The 16,700-nt window shown below is 51.4% G+C and carries 17 protein-coding genes and 1 pseudogene; 13 read left to right on the top strand and 5 right to left on the bottom strand.

Annotated features, from left to right (window positions below; genetic code table 11):
- Window position 1 precedes the first annotated feature (1 nt).
- Window positions 2-1,270 carry an antiviral reverse transcriptase Drt3a gene (gene drt3a, locus K3819_RS13495; RefSeq protein WP_221399530.1) on the top strand — a complete coding sequence of 423 codons (1,269 nt, stop codon included), beginning with the start codon at window positions 2-4 and terminating at the stop codon, window positions 1,268-1,270.
- A complete protein-coding gene (drt3b, locus tag K3819_RS13490; RefSeq protein WP_221399529.1) occupies window positions 1,263-3,224 on the top strand; it encodes an antiviral reverse transcriptase Drt3b in 1,962 nt (653 codons plus the stop codon). The genes drt3a and drt3b overlap by 8 nt, the downstream gene beginning before the upstream one ends.
- 374 nt (window positions 3,225-3,598) lie before the next feature.
- Here the strand turns inward: drt3b and K3819_RS13485 are convergent, their stop codons facing one another.
- The gene (locus tag K3819_RS13485; protein WP_221399528.1) at window positions 3,599-4,612 is read right to left on the bottom strand and encodes a hypothetical protein; all 1,014 of its coding nucleotides are present in this window, start codon (window positions 4,610-4,612) and stop codon (window positions 3,599-3,601) included.
- Window positions 4,613-5,562: 950 nt separating this feature from the next.
- On the opposite strand from K3819_RS13485, the gene K3819_RS13480 reads away from it, so the two are divergent.
- The 4 genes from K3819_RS13480 to K3819_RS13465 all read left to right on the top strand — a co-directional run bounded on the left by K3819_RS13480 (window position 5,563) and on the right by K3819_RS13465 (window position 8,663).
- On the top strand, window positions 5,563-5,922 hold the full coding sequence (locus K3819_RS13480; RefSeq protein ID WP_221399527.1) for a DUF6124 family protein: 360 nt from the start codon (window positions 5,563-5,565) through the stop codon (window positions 5,920-5,922).
- A gap of 296 nt (window positions 5,923-6,218) precedes the next feature.
- Window positions 6,219-7,193 carry a quinone oxidoreductase gene (locus K3819_RS13475; protein ID WP_221399526.1) on the top strand — a complete coding sequence of 325 codons (975 nt, stop codon included), beginning with the start codon at window positions 6,219-6,221 and terminating at the stop codon, window positions 7,191-7,193.
- Between the two features lie 36 nt (window positions 7,194-7,229).
- Window positions 7,230-8,159, top strand: a complete 930-nt coding sequence (locus K3819_RS13470) for a LysR family transcriptional regulator (protein WP_221399525.1) — start codon at window positions 7,230-7,232, stop codon at window positions 8,157-8,159.
- Between the two features lie 144 nt (window positions 8,160-8,303).
- Complete coding sequence (locus tag K3819_RS13465) at window positions 8,304-8,663, top strand: c-type cytochrome (protein WP_409348351.1); 360 nt, start codon at window positions 8,304-8,306, stop codon at window positions 8,661-8,663.
- A gap of 90 nt (window positions 8,664-8,753) precedes the next feature.
- Here K3819_RS13465 and K3819_RS13460 read toward each other — a convergent pair whose 3' ends face one another.
- The 3 genes and pseudogenes from K3819_RS13460 to K3819_RS29455 form a co-directional block, all read right to left on the bottom strand.
- On the bottom strand, window positions 8,754-9,209 hold the full coding sequence (locus K3819_RS13460) for a GNAT family N-acetyltransferase (protein ID WP_221399524.1): 456 nt from the start codon (window positions 9,207-9,209) through the stop codon (window positions 8,754-8,756).
- 49 nt (window positions 9,210-9,258) lie between these two features.
- Window positions 9,259-9,453 (bottom strand): annotated as a pseudogene (locus tag K3819_RS29690) (hypothetical protein); the annotation flags it as partial.
- On the bottom strand, window positions 9,395-9,532 hold the full coding sequence (locus K3819_RS29455) for a hypothetical protein (RefSeq protein WP_260329061.1): 138 nt from the start codon (window positions 9,530-9,532) through the stop codon (window positions 9,395-9,397). The gene K3819_RS29455 and the pseudogene K3819_RS29690, both read right to left, overlap by 59 nt.
- Window positions 9,533-9,689: 157 nt before the next feature.
- On the opposite strand from K3819_RS29455, the gene K3819_RS13450 reads away from it, so the two are divergent.
- The 3 genes from K3819_RS13450 to K3819_RS13440 all read left to right on the top strand — a co-directional run bounded on the left by K3819_RS13450 (window position 9,690) and on the right by K3819_RS13440 (window position 12,056).
- A complete protein-coding gene (locus K3819_RS13450; protein WP_221399523.1) occupies window positions 9,690-10,448 on the top strand; it encodes a sulfite exporter TauE/SafE family protein in 759 nt (252 codons plus the stop codon).
- Window positions 10,449-10,538: 90 nt separating this feature from the next.
- The gene (locus tag K3819_RS13445) at window positions 10,539-11,618 is read left to right on the top strand and encodes an NAD(P)/FAD-dependent oxidoreductase (protein ID WP_409348347.1); all 1,080 of its coding nucleotides are present in this window, start codon (window positions 10,539-10,541) and stop codon (window positions 11,616-11,618) included.
- Window positions 11,619-11,756: 138 nt separating this feature from the next.
- Complete coding sequence (locus K3819_RS13440) at window positions 11,757-12,056, top strand: hypothetical protein (protein WP_103387280.1); 300 nt, start codon at window positions 11,757-11,759, stop codon at window positions 12,054-12,056.
- A 118-nt stretch (window positions 12,057-12,174) separates the two neighbouring features.
- Here the strand turns inward: K3819_RS13440 and K3819_RS13435 are convergent, their stop codons facing one another.
- Window positions 12,175-12,621: an anti-virulence regulator CigR family protein gene (locus K3819_RS13435; RefSeq protein ID WP_221399522.1), complete on the bottom strand. Its 447-nt coding sequence runs from the start codon at window positions 12,619-12,621 to the stop codon at window positions 12,175-12,177.
- Window positions 12,622-12,870: 249 nt separating this feature from the next.
- On the opposite strand from K3819_RS13435, the gene K3819_RS13430 reads away from it, so the two are divergent.
- The 4 genes from K3819_RS13430 (at window position 12,871) to K3819_RS13415 (ending at window position 16,658) form a co-directional block, all read left to right on the top strand.
- Complete coding sequence (locus K3819_RS13430; protein ID WP_221399521.1) at window positions 12,871-13,788, top strand: helix-turn-helix domain-containing GNAT family N-acetyltransferase; 918 nt, start codon at window positions 12,871-12,873, stop codon at window positions 13,786-13,788.
- 211 nt (window positions 13,789-13,999) lie between these two features.
- The gene (locus tag K3819_RS13425) at window positions 14,000-14,560 is read left to right on the top strand and encodes a hypothetical protein (protein ID WP_221399520.1); all 561 of its coding nucleotides are present in this window, start codon (window positions 14,000-14,002) and stop codon (window positions 14,558-14,560) included.
- Between the two features lie 171 nt (window positions 14,561-14,731).
- Window positions 14,732-16,117 (top strand): IS4 family transposase, encoded by a 1,386-nt coding sequence (locus K3819_RS13420; protein ID WP_085611935.1) that lies wholly within the window; start codon window positions 14,732-14,734, stop codon window positions 16,115-16,117.
- A gap of 205 nt (window positions 16,118-16,322) precedes the next feature.
- A complete protein-coding gene (locus K3819_RS13415; RefSeq protein WP_221399519.1) occupies window positions 16,323-16,658 on the top strand; it encodes a hypothetical protein in 336 nt (111 codons plus the stop codon).
- Window positions 16,659-16,700 lie beyond the last annotated feature (42 nt).

Below are 16,700 nucleotides of genomic sequence, written 5' to 3'. Positions count from 1 at the left end.
CATGTACGATCAGAGCTTTAATTTAAAGACCATAAATCGTGAACTCAGAAAAAGTGACTTCACATTCAAGCCAAGATTGCGAGACAAAAGCATTAAAGATCGCGAAATTGAAGCTGCGATCGTCAAAGGTGTCGGAAGCTGGGATATCTCCAAAGGGTTACTTGCAAGCCTGATCAGAGGTAAACATGTTTACAGAGCGGCATCTTTTAACGACGAACTGTTACTGAGAAAGTTAAATAGAAATTTGATGCAGCATGCCAATCTACGCACACTCAGTAGAGACTCAATCATTGCAAACATCAATCAGCTATTGCGCGAAGGGATAGAATATCGAGTCTATAGACTAGACATAAAAAGCTTTTACGAATCAATAGACACCCAGCACGCCTTAGCCCTGATTGAAAAATTAACACTAATAAGTCAACCCACAAAAAAGCATCTAAAAAACATCCTCGACTTCCATATTGCAAGCAGAAGAACAGGAGTACCTCGAGGCCTTGCTCTTAGCGCGACCATAACAGAAATTGTAATGCAGGACTTCGACTGCGCCATTGAAGAACTGGGTGGAGTTTTTTACTACGCTCGCTATGTTGACGACATTATCGTGATCACCGACAGAACAGAGCGGCCATTTAAATTCCTAAAATTCATTAAAAAAAATCTTCCTGAAGGGATGCATCTAAACACAAAAAAACAAATAATTTGTGAAACAAGGGGTGACGTTGTGTCGCGAGATTTAGGCTCACCCTCCGTGGAGGAACTAGATTTCGAGTACCTTGGATACAGATTCGTAGTCGAGCCCCCCCTCCGTGACAGAAAAAAAAGAGATAACCAACTTTATCGAGATGTCACATTGGACATTGCCAAATCAAAGGTAAAAAAAACCAAAACAAGACTAGCAAGGTCACTGCTAACTTTTAATTCACTAGGAAATTTCAAATTACTTCAAAGCAGAATAAAATTTCTGGCATCAAACTTTAGCGTAATGGACGCCGATAGAGACAGAAAAAGACTAGCCGGAATTTATTACAACTACCACAGAATAGATCCTGAACGATCAAAGAGCTTAATTGAACTTGACACGTACTTAATAAAAATCATTTCATCGGGATCCGGAAAAATTTCGGACGACTTCTATTCTAAAACAACGCTCCGGCAGCGCCGCGAGCTATTGACTATTAGTTTCAGCAGGGGCTTTAGAAAAAAAATATTTCTTCATTACTCCAATTCCAGACTAGGTGAAATACAGGAGTGTTGGAAATATGTCTAACACCCTTAAAAAGCGCAAAGTCAAACGAGGGGATTATGATCGCGCACTCATTACAGAAACAATCCCTTATGAAACCCCCATAATGTTTTCTAATGACGGACTTTACAACAATATTAAAAGCGACATATCAGCAGAAATTTTCCAATTCATTATTTCCCGCCTGGTCAAAGGCGAAGGTAAAAAAAGCAAATTCACCGTTCCCTATACGTATAAAATAAAAAAAACCGCAACCGAATTTAGAACGCTATCTGTAATCCACCCCTACTCTCAGTGGGAAATGAGAGAGTTTTATAAGACCTACGAACAACTTATATGCCACTACACTTCAAGAAGTAGATTCTCTATCCGCGCACCGAAAAGCATCGCATCTTCTTTCTATTATAAAAACTCGTGGGAAAATGTAAGCAAGTATAAGCGGGGTGGGATAATCGAATCAGACCTAGATCAATACACAAAACACAGCTCATCTTTCTTCGCCTACAAAGGATTTGATCGGCTATATAAATTTTACAACTCCGATCAGTTCAGACTTCTCGAGAAGAAATTTTCACACTTTTGGACATTAGACGTGTCAAAGTGTTTCGATAGCATCTATACGCACTCGATTGCCTGGGCTACAAAGTCCAAAGACAATGTAAAATCAAAAGTACTAGTAAGTTCCACATTCGGCCAGCACTTTGACGCCCTAATGCAAAGAGCCAACTATAATGAAACAAATGGAATATTGATCGGCCCGGAAATCAGCCGGATATTTGCTGAAATAATATTCCAAGACATTGACTGCCAAGTAGAAATCCAGCTAAAAAAGCAAGGAAAAATATTCGAAATTGATTACAGCATTACGCGATATGTTGACGATATTTTTATCTTTGCTCAGGATCTCAATACTGCAAGCCTTGTGTCAGAAATCTATACAGAAAGACTTCGCACTTACAATCTCCATTCAAATTCATCAAAATCCGTAAGATACGAGAGACCATTCTATTCTTCCAAATCAAGGGTCATACGAGAAATCAACTTAGCAGTAAATTTTTTTTGCGATAAATTTCTAACTGAGGCAGATGGAAGCCTTAGACTTATACCCAAAGAAATTTATCGGAAATCCAAACTTTCTCAAAGCTTTATCGACGCTGTAAAGTCGATCTGCTCTGAAAACTCTGTTAGTTATGACTCAGTATCTTCTTATATAATTTCAGCATTTTTTGAACGAACCAAACGACTCATAAACCTTGAAGAAAAAGAGCTAGACACTACAGACTCAAACCTGTATATCGACGCATTAATGGTAATCATTGAACTGTTTTATTTTTTCTACTCAGTTGCACCCTCGGTAAGTTCATCTTACAAGCTTTCAGCCTCGGTAATTCTGATATCTAGATTTGCCGAAACACATCTTACGCAAAGGCAACACACAATAAAGCAGGCACTATATGAATTAACATTAGACCTGCTCACAGGAGACCTGGCAAAATATCAAACCTCAGTTGACAATTTCGTATATCTCGAAGCGCTAAATATTGTTCTTGCTATTAGTGAACTTGGTGAGGATTACTGGCTACCTCCGGAAGTGCTGCGTAAATTGTTACGCGCGAGTTGCTCCTACCATGACCTTATGTCATGCCTATTCTACATAAAAGACAACCCAACCTATAACCCTTTAAGAAGTCATATCTGTGACGGCATAAATTCGCGACTCTTGGATCTAAGTTCCATTCAAACTAATACGGAGCAAGCAAGCTTATGGATGGATGCCGTTGCTTGCCCGTTTATTTCGGTAGCAAAAAGACTAAAGTGGATCCGGCGCTTATATTCTTCTTTCAATATCAATCCACCTCCAAGAACGGTGATCTGTAGATTTTTGGTTGGCGATGAAAATTGCTATTGGTTTACCAACTGGCACGAAGTGGACCTGCTAAACGCGCTTGAGAGAAAGGAGTTGAAACAAGTCTACTGAAGTGGTAAGTTTTTTATTGGGAGATGGCCAAGATACTCTCCACGACTCGGATGCTTGCTGAAGAGGCGATTACCTCTTGTGAAAGGTGAAATACTCTGTAATGGATGTCATTGCATAAGTTGCTTGAGGAGCAAATGGCATATTTGCCAGGAGCACACACTAATGAGGTGAGGCCATCTCCTACCTTTTATTTACCTTGTAACGCACAACACATAATCCTTAAAAATCACAGCATTCTTCTGACTGACACTAACTATATAAAAAATAGCGGGACGGGTTTATCTTCTGAAAAAACCGTCCCCTTTTTTCGATTATCGATTAAAATGGTATATCTTTAGCAAAACACCCCACCTTTTAGCAATAAGCCTTATGTCTTATCCCGGCCAATAGTCTTTGAAGCTTTCAAGCGTGCTTAAGATTGATTTAATTGATGCTAGAACCTTATTAGTCCTTCCGGTTACATCGTCCGCCTTATTGATAGCCCCTTCCATTTGAGTCAGGGCTCTTTTGACACTGCCTACAGCTTGCTTAGCATCCACCGTCGACACAGTGTCTATCGCTTGATCCATAGAACTTAAAAGCTCTCCAATTTCAGCTTTCAAACTTGGATCTAAACTTATCAACTCAACAATTTTAGCTTTAACTTCTTCCAAACTGGCTTTATCAGCGAGCATTTGAGGTCTGTCAGAGTACTCAGTGCAAACACATGGTGACTTCTTACAAACGGGGCAATTATCAATATAGTAGTCTAGTAAGCAGTCCGACAGAGAGTCTGATTTATGATGTATGCCCCATGCAGACAACAGCCAAGCGGTTACGTCCGCCAACTCCTCTTCCAGTTTTATTTTCTCTCCATCTTTTTTATAACCAGAATAAGCCTCATGAATCTCCCCAAGCTCTTCAAACAGTCTCGAAAAATGGTAGAAACTACCAAATGCTTTCCATATCGCCTTATTCGCAGGGTAAATTTCCCCCATTCTCAATATGGCTTTTTCCAATCCCAATTCTGCAGATGAGTTCATGTCCGTGTTATACATGTTGATCAGACTCAACCTAACTGCGTGCGCGGGCGCCTTGTTTACCGGAGCTCTGTGCGTTTCGTTGCATTGACATGGTGCGGTTACACAGTACGGGCAAGCTCGAGGATATTTCCTTCTAAAAACATCTCCCAGATCAACTTCTAATTTCCCGGCAACTGAAAACAGCCAGGAAAAAGACTTCGCAAAAAACAGCTTAGAATTACCATCCCGCAGAATAGATCGGGATAGATATGAGCAATTCCTACAGAGATAAGAATAAATATATTCAAAATCTCTCTCTTCATTCACATTGCCGTAGATCTCATTTATCTTTTTAGAAAAAGCTGTAAACGTCAAAGCGTCCTGCATCACAAACTCCCTACCATAAAATTGTGTGGAAATGCACTATCACTTAAAATTTTTAATCAGTTAAAACCCGAACGTGAGGGATTGTACCATCTGTATTTTCTTCAACGACACAAACCTCCAGTGGAAAATTTATCAACTTTAATTCTACCTAGCTTGATTAATCTCAAATCGCGAGCGGCACTCATTGCACTCGTAGGTATGGGTATGTTCAGGAACTGTTCCATCGGCTCTAGTACGTGCAGGTGACCGCATTTCGGCTCTTGGGATATTTCTAAGCCCACCTCGACAGATAGGACAAAATTGGATATCTGGTTGCGGACCTGAGATATTCGCCATTCTACTTCCTCCATGACTCAGCTTGTTCTTCTTAACTAAGAGCTCAGCAAATGCTCACGCTCCCCACGGCAATGATAGCCAAGTGTCATCACCTAATCTAGCATCAGGCAATACTTTTCGTTGATGAGTTTCGAAGATCTGATTTCGACCTTCCTCTTTTTTAAGTCACGCTAGAGGAGGTCCATCATCGGTGCTGGGTCCGTTAAAACACGAAGCTAGGCATACAGCATGCCGTCGATTATCAACGGTCTCGATGCAAACGTTTAATTGGCACGTTTAAAGTCACCCGCCGTAACTTCCCCAAGGCTACAACGCCTTGCGTCATTGCCTACGACTACGCCAGAATCCGCCGGCTTGTGTGTCTACACCGCGGGTTTTATCGTTTCCGGGTCACTGAAAAACAGTGATCGGGTTTGGTAGCCCGAGACAAACACAAGATGCAGAGCTCTCCATCGCGGCGGTCAATCGCCCCGGTTTTATGGTGGCCATGCACAGGGCGTCTTCGGGCGCGCCGGTCTCCTTGTGTCCCGGTCTACCAACCTGCGTATGGCCACCACCCAACGTTTGGTAGCGTGTGGGTGATGGCTCCTGATGACGACACAAGGAGTTTCACCATGATCAAACCAACACCCAACCCACCCGAAGCCGACCCCACCTCCCCCTACGAATCCCCCAACTCCAAAAAACTCCACGACGCCGCCGAGCGTGCGCTGGATCATTACCTCTTCCCCGCCGCCGGGATCATGTCGTCCTTGAACGAGCCCGAGCGGATGTACCTGGCCAATCCGAAATTCAACACCGAATGCTTGCTGGCCAACGCCAGCGAAAACCTCGGTGCGGCCAGTGAGATGCTCAGTAATTTCGCGGCAACGCTCGACCCATCGCATCGCAAGACGGCGATCGGTATTGCGCAGATTGTGATGATTGCCGAGCTGGCGGTGAATCAGGCGCTGGATCACGTCGAGGTCGCGTAAGTCGGCGATGGCTGTAGTAGCCATTCGCTGCGGCTTCTACAGCGCGACTAATTGAGTCTCCCGTTGCAGGAAAAAGTGAGGCTCAAGAGGTTATGGAATGCAAAACAGCCCGGGCCGGCACCCTCGTTAACTACGAAGGGCGTCGGCCCGGGCTGTTTGCGTTTCAGTAAATCGAACCACGGAGCCGTGATCCAATTACTGCATCAAATGCACATATGAACTGCAATCAACCCAACTAGTGCTCCCCAAGCAGGCCTTTAGACTCTTCCCACGATCAACGTAAGGGAGCGTTAAACATGGTCACCAGCGCCGCCATCCATCAAACCGGTGAGCCTCAAGTCATTCAGCTGGAGCAATCCACCGCGCAAACACCCGGCCCCGGCGAGGTCTGGCTTGAGCAGTTGGCCGTTGGCGTCAACCCGCTCGACTTGAGCCAGCGTTCCGGTGCCGCGCCGTTGGCGTTGCCTTCCGGGCTGGGGCTTGAGGGCGCCGGGCGGGTTGTGGCGGTGGGGGCCGATGTGACGAACGTGGTCGTCGGCGACCGGGTCGCTTATGCCACGGGACCTATTGGCGCCTATGCCAGCGGCCGCCTCTACCCGGCCAATCGTCTGGTGAAGATCCCCGACAGCCTGAGTTTCGAGAACGCGGCGGCGGTGCTGTTCAAGGGCATTACCGCGCAGTATTTGCTCAAGTCCACTTACCCGGTCGGGCCGGGGTCGACGGTGCTGATCTACGGTGCGGCCGGTGCGCTGGGGCAGATCATGGTGCCGTGGGCGAAGCATTTGGGGGCGTTGGTGATTGGTGTGGTGTCCCGCGCCGAGAGTGTCGAGCGGGCCCGGTTGGCGGGTTGTGATGAGGTGTTGGTGTTCGAGGCGGCGACGCTGGCCGACGCGGTGGTCGACCTCACCCAGGGCAAGAAAGTGGATGTGGTGTACGACCCGATTGGCCGGGTGTCTTTCGAGGCGTCGTTGAATTGCCTGCGCCCGCGCGGGTTGCTGGTGTCGTTCGGCATGGCGTCGGGGGCGCCGGCGCCGGTCGAGGTCAGCACCCTGAATGCCAAGGGTTCGTTGTTCCTGACCCGACCGTCCCTCGCCGCCCACACCGCCACGCCGGAGGAATACCAGCAGCGCGCAAAGGACGTGTTGCAAGCGATTGACGCCGGTATCATCCGGCCCAATGTCGGGCGTCGCTATCCGCTGGCGGACGCCGCCCGGGCCCATGCCGATCTGCACCGGGGCGGTTTGCCGGGGGCTATTGTGCTGGTGCCTTGAGTCTTTTTTCGGGTCATCCACGAGGGTTGTCGTTGCATGGATCTGTTCGATAGCCGTCAGGCCGATGAAGTCGCCACCCTGCTGGCCCTGGCCGAGCACGGCTCGTTTGCGGCGGCGGGCCGGGCGTTGCAGCGCCATCCCTCGGTGCTGTCGAAACGGCTCAGCGCGCTGGAGTCGCGACTGGGGGTGCGGCTGATCGAGCGCACCACCCGGCAATTGCGTTTCACCGATGAGGGGCAACGGCTGGTGGCACGGTTCGGGCATGCGGTCAGCCTGATCGCCGAAGCGGAGCAGGATGCGCGCGAGGGTGCCGCCGAAGTTCGCGGGCGTTTGCGCATCGCCCTGCCGGCCGCCATGGGGCGGCTATGGCTGGGCGAAATCGTTTCGGCGTTTGCCCTGGCCCATCCGAACGTGGCGCTGGAGGTTGAATATGCCGAGCGCTTCGTCGATATCGTCGCCGAAGGTTTTGATGCGGCGATCCGCATCGGCGAGCTGGCGGACAATCGGCTGGTGGCGAAAAAGCTCTGCGATCACCGCCGAATCCTGTGTGCCGCACCCTCCTACCTTCAACAGCACGGCGAGCCGAAAACGCCGGCGGATCTTGCCGATCATCATTGCCTGGGGTTTACCGGGTTGCATTCGTATCCCGAATGGCGGCTGACCCGAGGCGACGAGAAACACACTCTGAAAATCCGCAGCCGACTGGTCAGCAACGACAACGAAGCGCAGCTGTGTGCCGCGCGCATGGGCGTGGGGATTTTGGCCGGCGGCGACTGGCTGATGACCAAAGAACTGCGCGAGGGGCGTCTGGCTCGGGTGCTTCCCGAGTGGCAACTGGATGCTGACACGGGGGTTTATCTGGTGCGGCCTTCGGCGCGGTTCAACACCGCGACGACTACGGCGTTCAAGGAGTGGATCGAGGACGCTTTTGCTGAAGGTGCGCCTTGGGTGACGCTGCCTCGCTGATTTACCAGCCGCGATGGGATATCGTGCCGGCCTCGGAATCGACGTGCATTCATGGAGGAAAAAGTGCGGATTTACATGACCAGGGCTTTTTGTGCGGGCGTGTCTACACCGGGACGCCTGAGATTCAAAATATTCCTAATCGCCATGTCAGGCTTCTTGGCCCTCACCCAAACGGCGCTATCCCTCGCCGATACTGCCAATGGAAAAGCCCTCTACTCCCAGCGATGCGCCGTGTGCCACGGAGCCGACATCAAGGGCACCGGGCCGTTGGCCAGGAAAAGCAATCCGCCAACGCCTGACCTGACAACCGCTGCCTTCAAAAAGCGACTGAGTGATTACCCGGGCGTCATCGTGTCCTCGGTAATACTCCGCCCCAACGGGGATTTGATTCCAAAGACCTTGCGAGAGAATGGCGTGAAGATCCCGCCGCACGCTTGGAGCGTTAACGATTTTCGCGACTTGCACCAATATATGAGCGGTGTGATTTCCCATACGAACAGATAAAAATGGGGACAGATCTATTTATCAAAAAAAAATGGGGACAGATTTATTTTTCAAAAAATAAATCTGTCCCCATTTCTGCACTCTGGGGCGCTACAGCTCCAATACCTTCGCCATGATGACCGTGCGCTCCGCCCCATGAAACTCGTCTCGTACCTTTTCAAACCCAAGCGAAGCATAGAAGCCTTCTGCGGTGATTGAAGAAGGCACACGCAGCTGGCTCAGACCTGCATTGATGGCAAGTGATTGAAGCTTCTCCATCAGGCGTCTTCCGACGCCCTTTCCTTGATGGCGCGGATCGACAAACACACTTCGGACAATGTCGTTATCCAGACTCGCGGTTGCAACGATATGGCTCCCGGTTGTAGCCACCACGACTTGACGCTCACTCAACAGATGAAGGATCGCGGGGGGAGAAAAGCTTTGCGCCACTTGCTCGATGATTTCGGCGGAGTAGTCCTGAACGTTGGATTCGCGCAGAGCACTGAGGATCGTTCGACTGATCGCTGGCGCATCTGCATTCGTAGCGTTTCGAATCAGGTAGTCCATCAAGGGCCGCTCCTTGCGCGTCATCAAAAAATGGGGAATACGAGCTGCTTCATATAAAACCCATCCCGGACTGGGAGTCGATCATGGTTTCGCGTGTTGCCAGGTAAAGCTGACGATACGCCGTCACCAGTTGCGCCTGATTGAACGCCAGATTGCGCCCGCTGGGATTGGGCAGAATCCAGACGTTAGCGCCGCCGAACGTGTCCTCTTGCAGCCCCCAGTTGATCGACTTCTTGCCGGATACCCGCTGCCGCCAATAAACCCGGATTGATTCCGCAGAACACCACGTAAAGGTCTTCGGTCAGGATGTCTTCAAGTCCCATGTGCCCCTATCTCCCCAAACCGAACTTTGCCCAAGGCCCACATTCGATCCAGTTGGCAACTGGTCCGTGGATCGGCCTCGAAACTGTAACTGTTCATCCTGCAGACCGTGAGCGAAATTAAGGCCACTCCCCGCCCGAAATGAAGTGAGCACACGCCGTGGATCTGACCGTCACCACCCTCCTCGTCACCTTCGCCGGCGTGTTCCTGATCTGCTTCATGAAGGGCGCGTTCGGCGGCGGCTTTGCGATTGTCGGGATTCCGCTGCTGTCGCTGGTGATGGACCCGATCACGGCTGGCGGGCTGCTGGCGCCATTGTTCGTCGCCATGGATCTGTTCAGCCTGCGCTTCTGGAAACCTTCCACCTGGTCAAAACCCGACCTGAAGTTGTTGGTACCAGGTTTGATCGTCGGCATCGGCGCTGGCTATTTGCTTTTCCGGGTACTGGACCACCGCGCCATCGCCATCGTCATGGCGGCGATCACGCTGTTGTTTGTCGGTTTGTGGTTCAAAGCGGGCGGAGAAGTCCGAATGCGGCCGCGCTCCTCACCCAAAGCCGTGGCTGCCGGCATTACTTCGGGTATTACGACGATGGTGGCGCATTCCGGCGGGCCGCCACTGGCGATCTATCTGCTGCCGCTGGGGCTGAGCAAGCAGATGTATGCCGGAACGACCAGCCTGTTTTTCACCGTGGGCAACCTTCTCAAGGCAGTGCCATGGCTGCTGCTGGCCAAACCTACCGGCAACGTGCTGACGCTGATGCTCGTCAGCTTGCTCGCTGTACCCTGCGGCGTCTGGCTGGGCTGGCGGCTGCACGCCAGACTGGACCAGCGTCAGATGTACCGCGCCTGTTATGGCTTGCTGGTGGTCACGGCGTTGAAGTTGTTGTGGGATGGAGTCGGGGGATACATGGTCTGAACGAAGTTCAGGCCGGGCCGGGGTTATTTGAACGCCGGCACGGCAACCGATTGATCCGAATGCTGGACGGATGAAATAGGCTTCATACCATTGCGAATCGACAACCTGGAGGTTGATTTGAAAACAGAGAGTGCAAGGCGTGTGATTGTCATCGGTGCCGGCATCGTGGGTGCGTCCGTCGCTTATCACCTGGCTTGCAAAGGTGCGCAGGTCACTGTGATCGAGGCCGGTGAGGTCGCGAGTGGCGTGACCGGGCGCTCGTTTGCGTGGATCAACACGTCGCACAGTGGGCCCGATCCCATTGCGCAACTGCGCGCTGCGGCAATCCAGGAGTATCACCGGCTCGAAGCAGAACTGCCGGACCTGAAGATTCACTGGACGGGCGCCCTGAGTTATCCGCCCGGCACAGACCTGGAAGCTTCAGCCAACCTGCTCACTCAAGCACAAATTCTCGACCTTGAGCCGAACCTCAAAAATCCCCCTCGACAAGCCTTTTACAATCCACAGGAAGGCGCATTGGACGCCGTGCAAGCCACCCATGCGTTGATCGCCGGTGCTCAGGCTCTTGGAGCGACGGTACTGGTGCATACCCGAGTGCAGGGTTTTACCCTCCGCGATGCAACGGTGACTGGCGTCGAAACCGCAACGGGTGCCATCGAAGCTGACCTGGTCGTATTGGCCGCAGGAACGGCCATCAGGCAACTGACTGAAACTCTGAACCTATCCCTTCCGATCGAGGCCTCGCCCGCTATTTTCATCCGCTACAGGATGCAACCCGATCGGGTGAATACCCTGATCTCCAGTCCTGAGATGGAAGTCAGACAGGATTCGCAAGGGATCTTGCTGGCGGCGGAAGACTATCTGGACAACTCCCTGGAGAACCACTCGCAAGCCATAGCGCAACGAACCGCGGCGGCCATCCGCAACGAGTTGGCGGGCATCATTTCCATTGAGCCGGAATTGGCGTGTATCGGGCTCAGGCCCACGCCTGCGGACGGCGTGCCCATCATCGGTTATCTGCCCGGGATCGGCGCAATGTACGTTTGTACGATGCATCCTGGCGTCACACTCGCGGCAGTCGCAGGCCGCCTGGTCAGTGACGAGCTGATCGACGATCAGGTTTCACCTGCCCTGGCGCCATGCCGGCCTGACCGTTTTTTCAAGACGTAAGAACAAGCCCGCGGTGGCCGGGCCGAGCACTCCCATTGACTGCATCAATAACAACCATTAATTCAATGAAGTTCTCATATCAAATCCAAAGCGTAGGATCTGCTCCATACCAACCCACTGCACACGGAGTACAGAACCATGAAACGCCAAACAATCCTCGGCATCGCCTTCTCGCTCTTCGCCCTGAATGCTTTTGCGGCGACTGAAACCGATCCACTGTTCAGCGATGCGGTTGCCGCTGCGACTCAAACCGACCCACTGTTCAGCGATGCCGTAGCTGCGACCGAAACTGATCCGCTGTTCAGCGATGCCGTAGCCGCAACCGAAACCGATCCGCTGTTCAGTGATGCCGTTGCCGCGACTGAAACTGATCCTCTGTTCAGCGATGCCGTTGCCGAAGGTGGTTCTGACCGTCTGATCGAAAGTCGTAACGCCTGAATGCTGGGTTTTACCGCAGTACCCGACGAAAGCCCGGCCTTATCCGCCGGGCTTTTTCATGTCTGAGTGGAAAATAAATCTGTCCCCAAAACAGGCGGAATTGTTCGCTCCGCTGACCTCAATCGAAGGCGCCATTGAGCACTTCATAAATCAGCCCTGTAGCCAGCGCGACCAGGATCAGATCGGTACCGACCTGCTGCCATTCATAGCCGTCGTAGTGCGGCAGTCTGCCGACCAGTCGACCATCGAGCTTCTTCGCAATCCCTGGCGGCAGCGGTTTGCCCCGCGCCAGGTTCTTCTGAATGCCGGGCGGTAACGCCGGGCCCGGGGTCCAGTAGCCACGATAGCCTTCCACAATCCCAATCACCCCGCCGCGATCGATACTCGGACCGTGCCCCTGATAACCGCCCCCGCCTTTTTTCCCCTGATTGCCATGATCCTGGCTGTTATGCGGATTGCCTTTGCCCTGCCCCTTTCCGTTACCAGGATCGGCCAGCGCGGTCACCGAACTGCACAGCAGCGCAATACAGGTCGTGGTCGCAATCAACGTGCGTAAACCGGACATGAGTCGTTCCTTGAATGAATGTGTGTGTGGATTCTAGTCAGTTTTTTTTACAGGCATGGAGAGATGGCCCTGTCATCGCGGTCACGCGGCGACGCATCTGGAAACCGTGAGCCTCAGAACATACGAACGGACACGACTGAGCGGTTTTTTCCGGCTGACTTTGCGTTCGGGGTCGTGAAATCATTCATTTGACTTGCTTGCCTAAGGCAACTATATAGTTGCTTAAAGCAAATATATGAGCATCACGCCATGTCCACGATCACCGACCGCGCCGACATCGTCCGGCAGTTCAACCGTTTCTACACCCATCAGATCGGCGTGTTGCAGGAACACTTGCTGCAAAGCGACTACTCGCTGACCGAGCTGCGCATCCTCTACGAACTCGCGTCCCAGGGCGATCTGACCAGCACCGACCTGCGCCAGATGCTGGGCCTCGACGCGGGCTACATGAGCCGGCTCATCAGCGGTTTCGACAAAAAGGGTCTGATCCAGAAAGTCCCCTCCACCACCGACGCCCGCGCCAGTCAGTTGCACATCACCGACCTCGGCCGCGAGATCCTCGCGCCGCTGGAACAAGCCTCTCGGCAAGAAGTCATCACCCTGCTCGAACGCCTGTCCGAACCGCAGCAACTGCAACTGATCGCTTCCATGAAGCAGATCCAGACGCTGCTCGAGGGCGGCCAGTCGACGACCTACCTGCTACGCGATCCGCAGCCCGGTGACATGGGTCTGGTGGTGCATCAGCAGACTGCGATCTACAGCCGTGAATACGGCTGGAATTCAGAGTTCGAAGCGCTGGTGTCAGAGGTCGTCGCCAAATACCTGCGCGAATTCGACCCAACCGGCGAGCGCTGCTGGATCGCGGAGAAGGACGGCAAGGTGGTGGGTTCGGTGTTCGTCATCCGCCACGACGAAACCACCGCGAAACTGCGCATGCTCTACGTGGATGCCAGTGCGCGGGGCTTGGGAATCGGCAATCGGCTGGTCGAGGAATGCCTGCGTTTTGCTCGGGATGTCGGCTACAAAAAGATGATCCTGTGGACCACCAGCAATCTGGTGGATGCCCGCCGGTTATACCAGCGGGCAGGATTTGAGCTTGTCGAGGAAGAGCCGATTCACAGCTTCGGCAAGGATTTGGTCAGTCAGACGTGGGCGATTGAGTTGTAAGGTCTACACCCGCTGTGAGTCGTTGTAGTCAGGCAGGACAATGGCGTCGGCTTTCGGCGGAAGGAATTGCCGAATAGTCTTTTGAGCCCCAGCGCAGTGGCCAACCGAAGCACTGCATCAAGCAAAATGACGATAGACGAGGCGCTTGAATTTAGCCAAGGTGTCGAACGACAGAACCCTAGACAATGAATAACCGGGATGAAAACCGAGCATGCATCGATTAATAGCGAATGGATTTACTGTTATCAGCATCGCAATACTGTTCTCTGGCTGCACTTCATATTCGTCGCAGCCCACAATCAACCAACACGTTGGAGCCGGCAACGCAGAAATCATCTCCAGCTACAGTTACGAAATGGACTCTCCATTGAAAGTTAGTCGCTTTGGCAAGGACACATACGCAGCGACACAAAAAACCATTCCAGATGCAAAAGACGTCAGCTCCAAGCCGACAAATTCGCCTCTCCCTACGTTAGAGATAAAAGTCTCAGAGTTCACGTTTGGTGGTGCTTGCGGACAAGAGTATTTAACCGGTTTGAGTCTTGGTTTGATTCCTAGCTGGTGCACAAGGGAAAATCTGTTCAAGTTTGATTTCACGCTAAACAATGAACATGGCTTTTGCAGGCAAAAAACCTACTCAATAAACGCCACGACATTCTCACATCTGGTCTTGATTCCATTTGCCTTGTTTGAGGCTGACAAACGACCGTTAGCTATTTACCAGGCTGCTCTAAAAGATTTCCTTCAAAAAAGTCAATGCGTAACGCTCTGACATAAAACCGAGGGGGACTGTTTTTTTCAGAAAGTAGAAAATAAATCAGTCCCGAATGGCACTTACTTAACAGCTAACCGATTGAGCTGAAAGCAAAAAATGAAGAAGGGCTGGCCTTGGTCTACGGTGATAGTTGCGAACACACACCAGAAAACCAAGGACACAGCCCACATGGATCGTAGACGCCAAATTCTCCAGCATCAACAGCAACGTTTTCGCCGCCATGCTTCGAATTGTGATGCCTATGCTTTTTTCAACCTGCTCACGGCTCCCGAGTTGCTGCAGCGAGTTGAGTCAGCACTGCCAGAGCATCGGGAGCGCTTGTATCCGCCAACGGAAACTCTGTCGATGTTCCTGGCTCAAGCGATGAGCGCCGATCGCTCCTGCCAGAATGCCGTCAACGATTTCTCCATCAAGCGATCCTGTAGCGGCATGAAACCCAATAGCACTCGCACGGGCGCTTTCTGTAAGGCCAGGCAACGCTTGCCGGTAGAAATGGTTTCCATGCTGGTTCGACAAACCGGTTCGTCTATCAGTGATCAGGCGCCGCCTTCGTGGCGATGGATGGGGCGACCTGTCCGCCTTGTCGACGGGACAACCGTCTCGATGCCCGATACGGCTGCGAATCAGGGGGCCTATCCGCAATCTCGCGGGCAGAAAGTTGGCCTTGGTTTTCCGTTGTGTCGAGTGGTAAGCCTCGTTTGCCTCTCCAGTGGCGCCGTTTTAGATGCCGCACTTGGACGTTTCCGAGGTAAGGGCGGTGACGAACAGACGCTGCTCAGATCAATGCTCGGCACGTTGAAAACAGGCGACATCTTGTTGGGTGACGCTTACTACGCGACCTATTTTCTGCTGTGCGAGTTGCAGCGACGGCGTATCGATGGCGTGTTCGAACAATATGGCGCCCGACGGCGCAGCACGGACTTTCGTCTGGGCCAAAGTCTCGGTTCTGAAGACCACTTGATCGAATTGAAAAAGCCCGAAAGAAGGCCGCCCTGGATGAGTCAAACACATTACGAACAGGCCCCTGGAAGGCTGATAGTGCGAGAGTTGAAGACTGGCGGAAAAACGTTGGTGACCACCTTGCATTGCCCGAAGCAGACACCCAAAACAGCTCTCAAATCGCTGTACAAGGGGCGATGGCATGTCGAGTTGGACTTGCGAAATCTCAAGGCCACGCTGGGCCTTGGAAGGTTGAGCTGCAAAACCCCGGGCATGGCCGTCAAGGAGTTATGGGTCTATCTGTTGGCCCACAATCTGATCCGAATGCTCATGGCCCAATCGGCTCTCTTAGCGGACTGCTTACCTCGCGAACTGAGCTTCAAACACAGCCTTCAGCTATGGCTGGCGCTACGACAATATGGGAGTCCTGAAGACGAGGATGGTCTGGCGAACTTACTGATGCTGATAGCGCAAAGGCGCGTTGGAAATCGACCTGGTCGTATCGAACCGCGAGCCATAAAACGAAGACCTCAGGCCTACCCCTTGCTGACCAAGTCACGTCGGTCAGCAAGGGCTGAGGTCAGGAAAAAGGGGCATGCTAAACATGTTAAGTAAGTGCCATTCGGGACTGATTTATTTTATGATTTTATGGAAATAAATCAGCCCCTTTGTTATTAATAAATTCGATTTCGAAATATATATTATCATTTTTTATTATAAAAAACTGTCATTGTTGACAGTGCACAAAGTTTCATTCCTCTGTAAAAATCCTTAACAACCGAAATCCAATAATTTGGTGTTTCTCCTTGAGGATGCGACAATGACATTTACTCCCCCTCCAAAAACTGTGGATGAGTTTTGGTCTCTCATTAGCAGCTATGCAATCGGAAAATACTTGATGATTTATAAAAAATCAGAACCTGGAATTATAACCCAAGGACGACTAGCGGCTAGAGATCGAGCTATTGGTGTAATAGTTCTTCAAAGTGACAACTATCCTGACAAGGCCCATGTTATTCGACTAGATGACCTAAAGCTTATTGATGATACGCGAACAGGATCTGGAGCCTTATCTTCTGTAGCACCTATGGAGGGAGATTGGGTCCTTGATCCATATGGAAACTGGACTAGGCGACAAAACAACCCCATTCAATAAACTTAAAACCTAAAATGGACGAACTGACAAAAAAATAAAGGG

This window comes from Pseudomonas sp. 3-2 (assembly GCF_019710535.1).
GTDB classification, from domain to species: domain Bacteria; phylum Pseudomonadota; class Gammaproteobacteria; order Pseudomonadales; family Pseudomonadaceae; genus Aquipseudomonas; species Aquipseudomonas pharyngis.
This window is presented reverse-complemented; position numbering and strand designations above follow the sequence as displayed.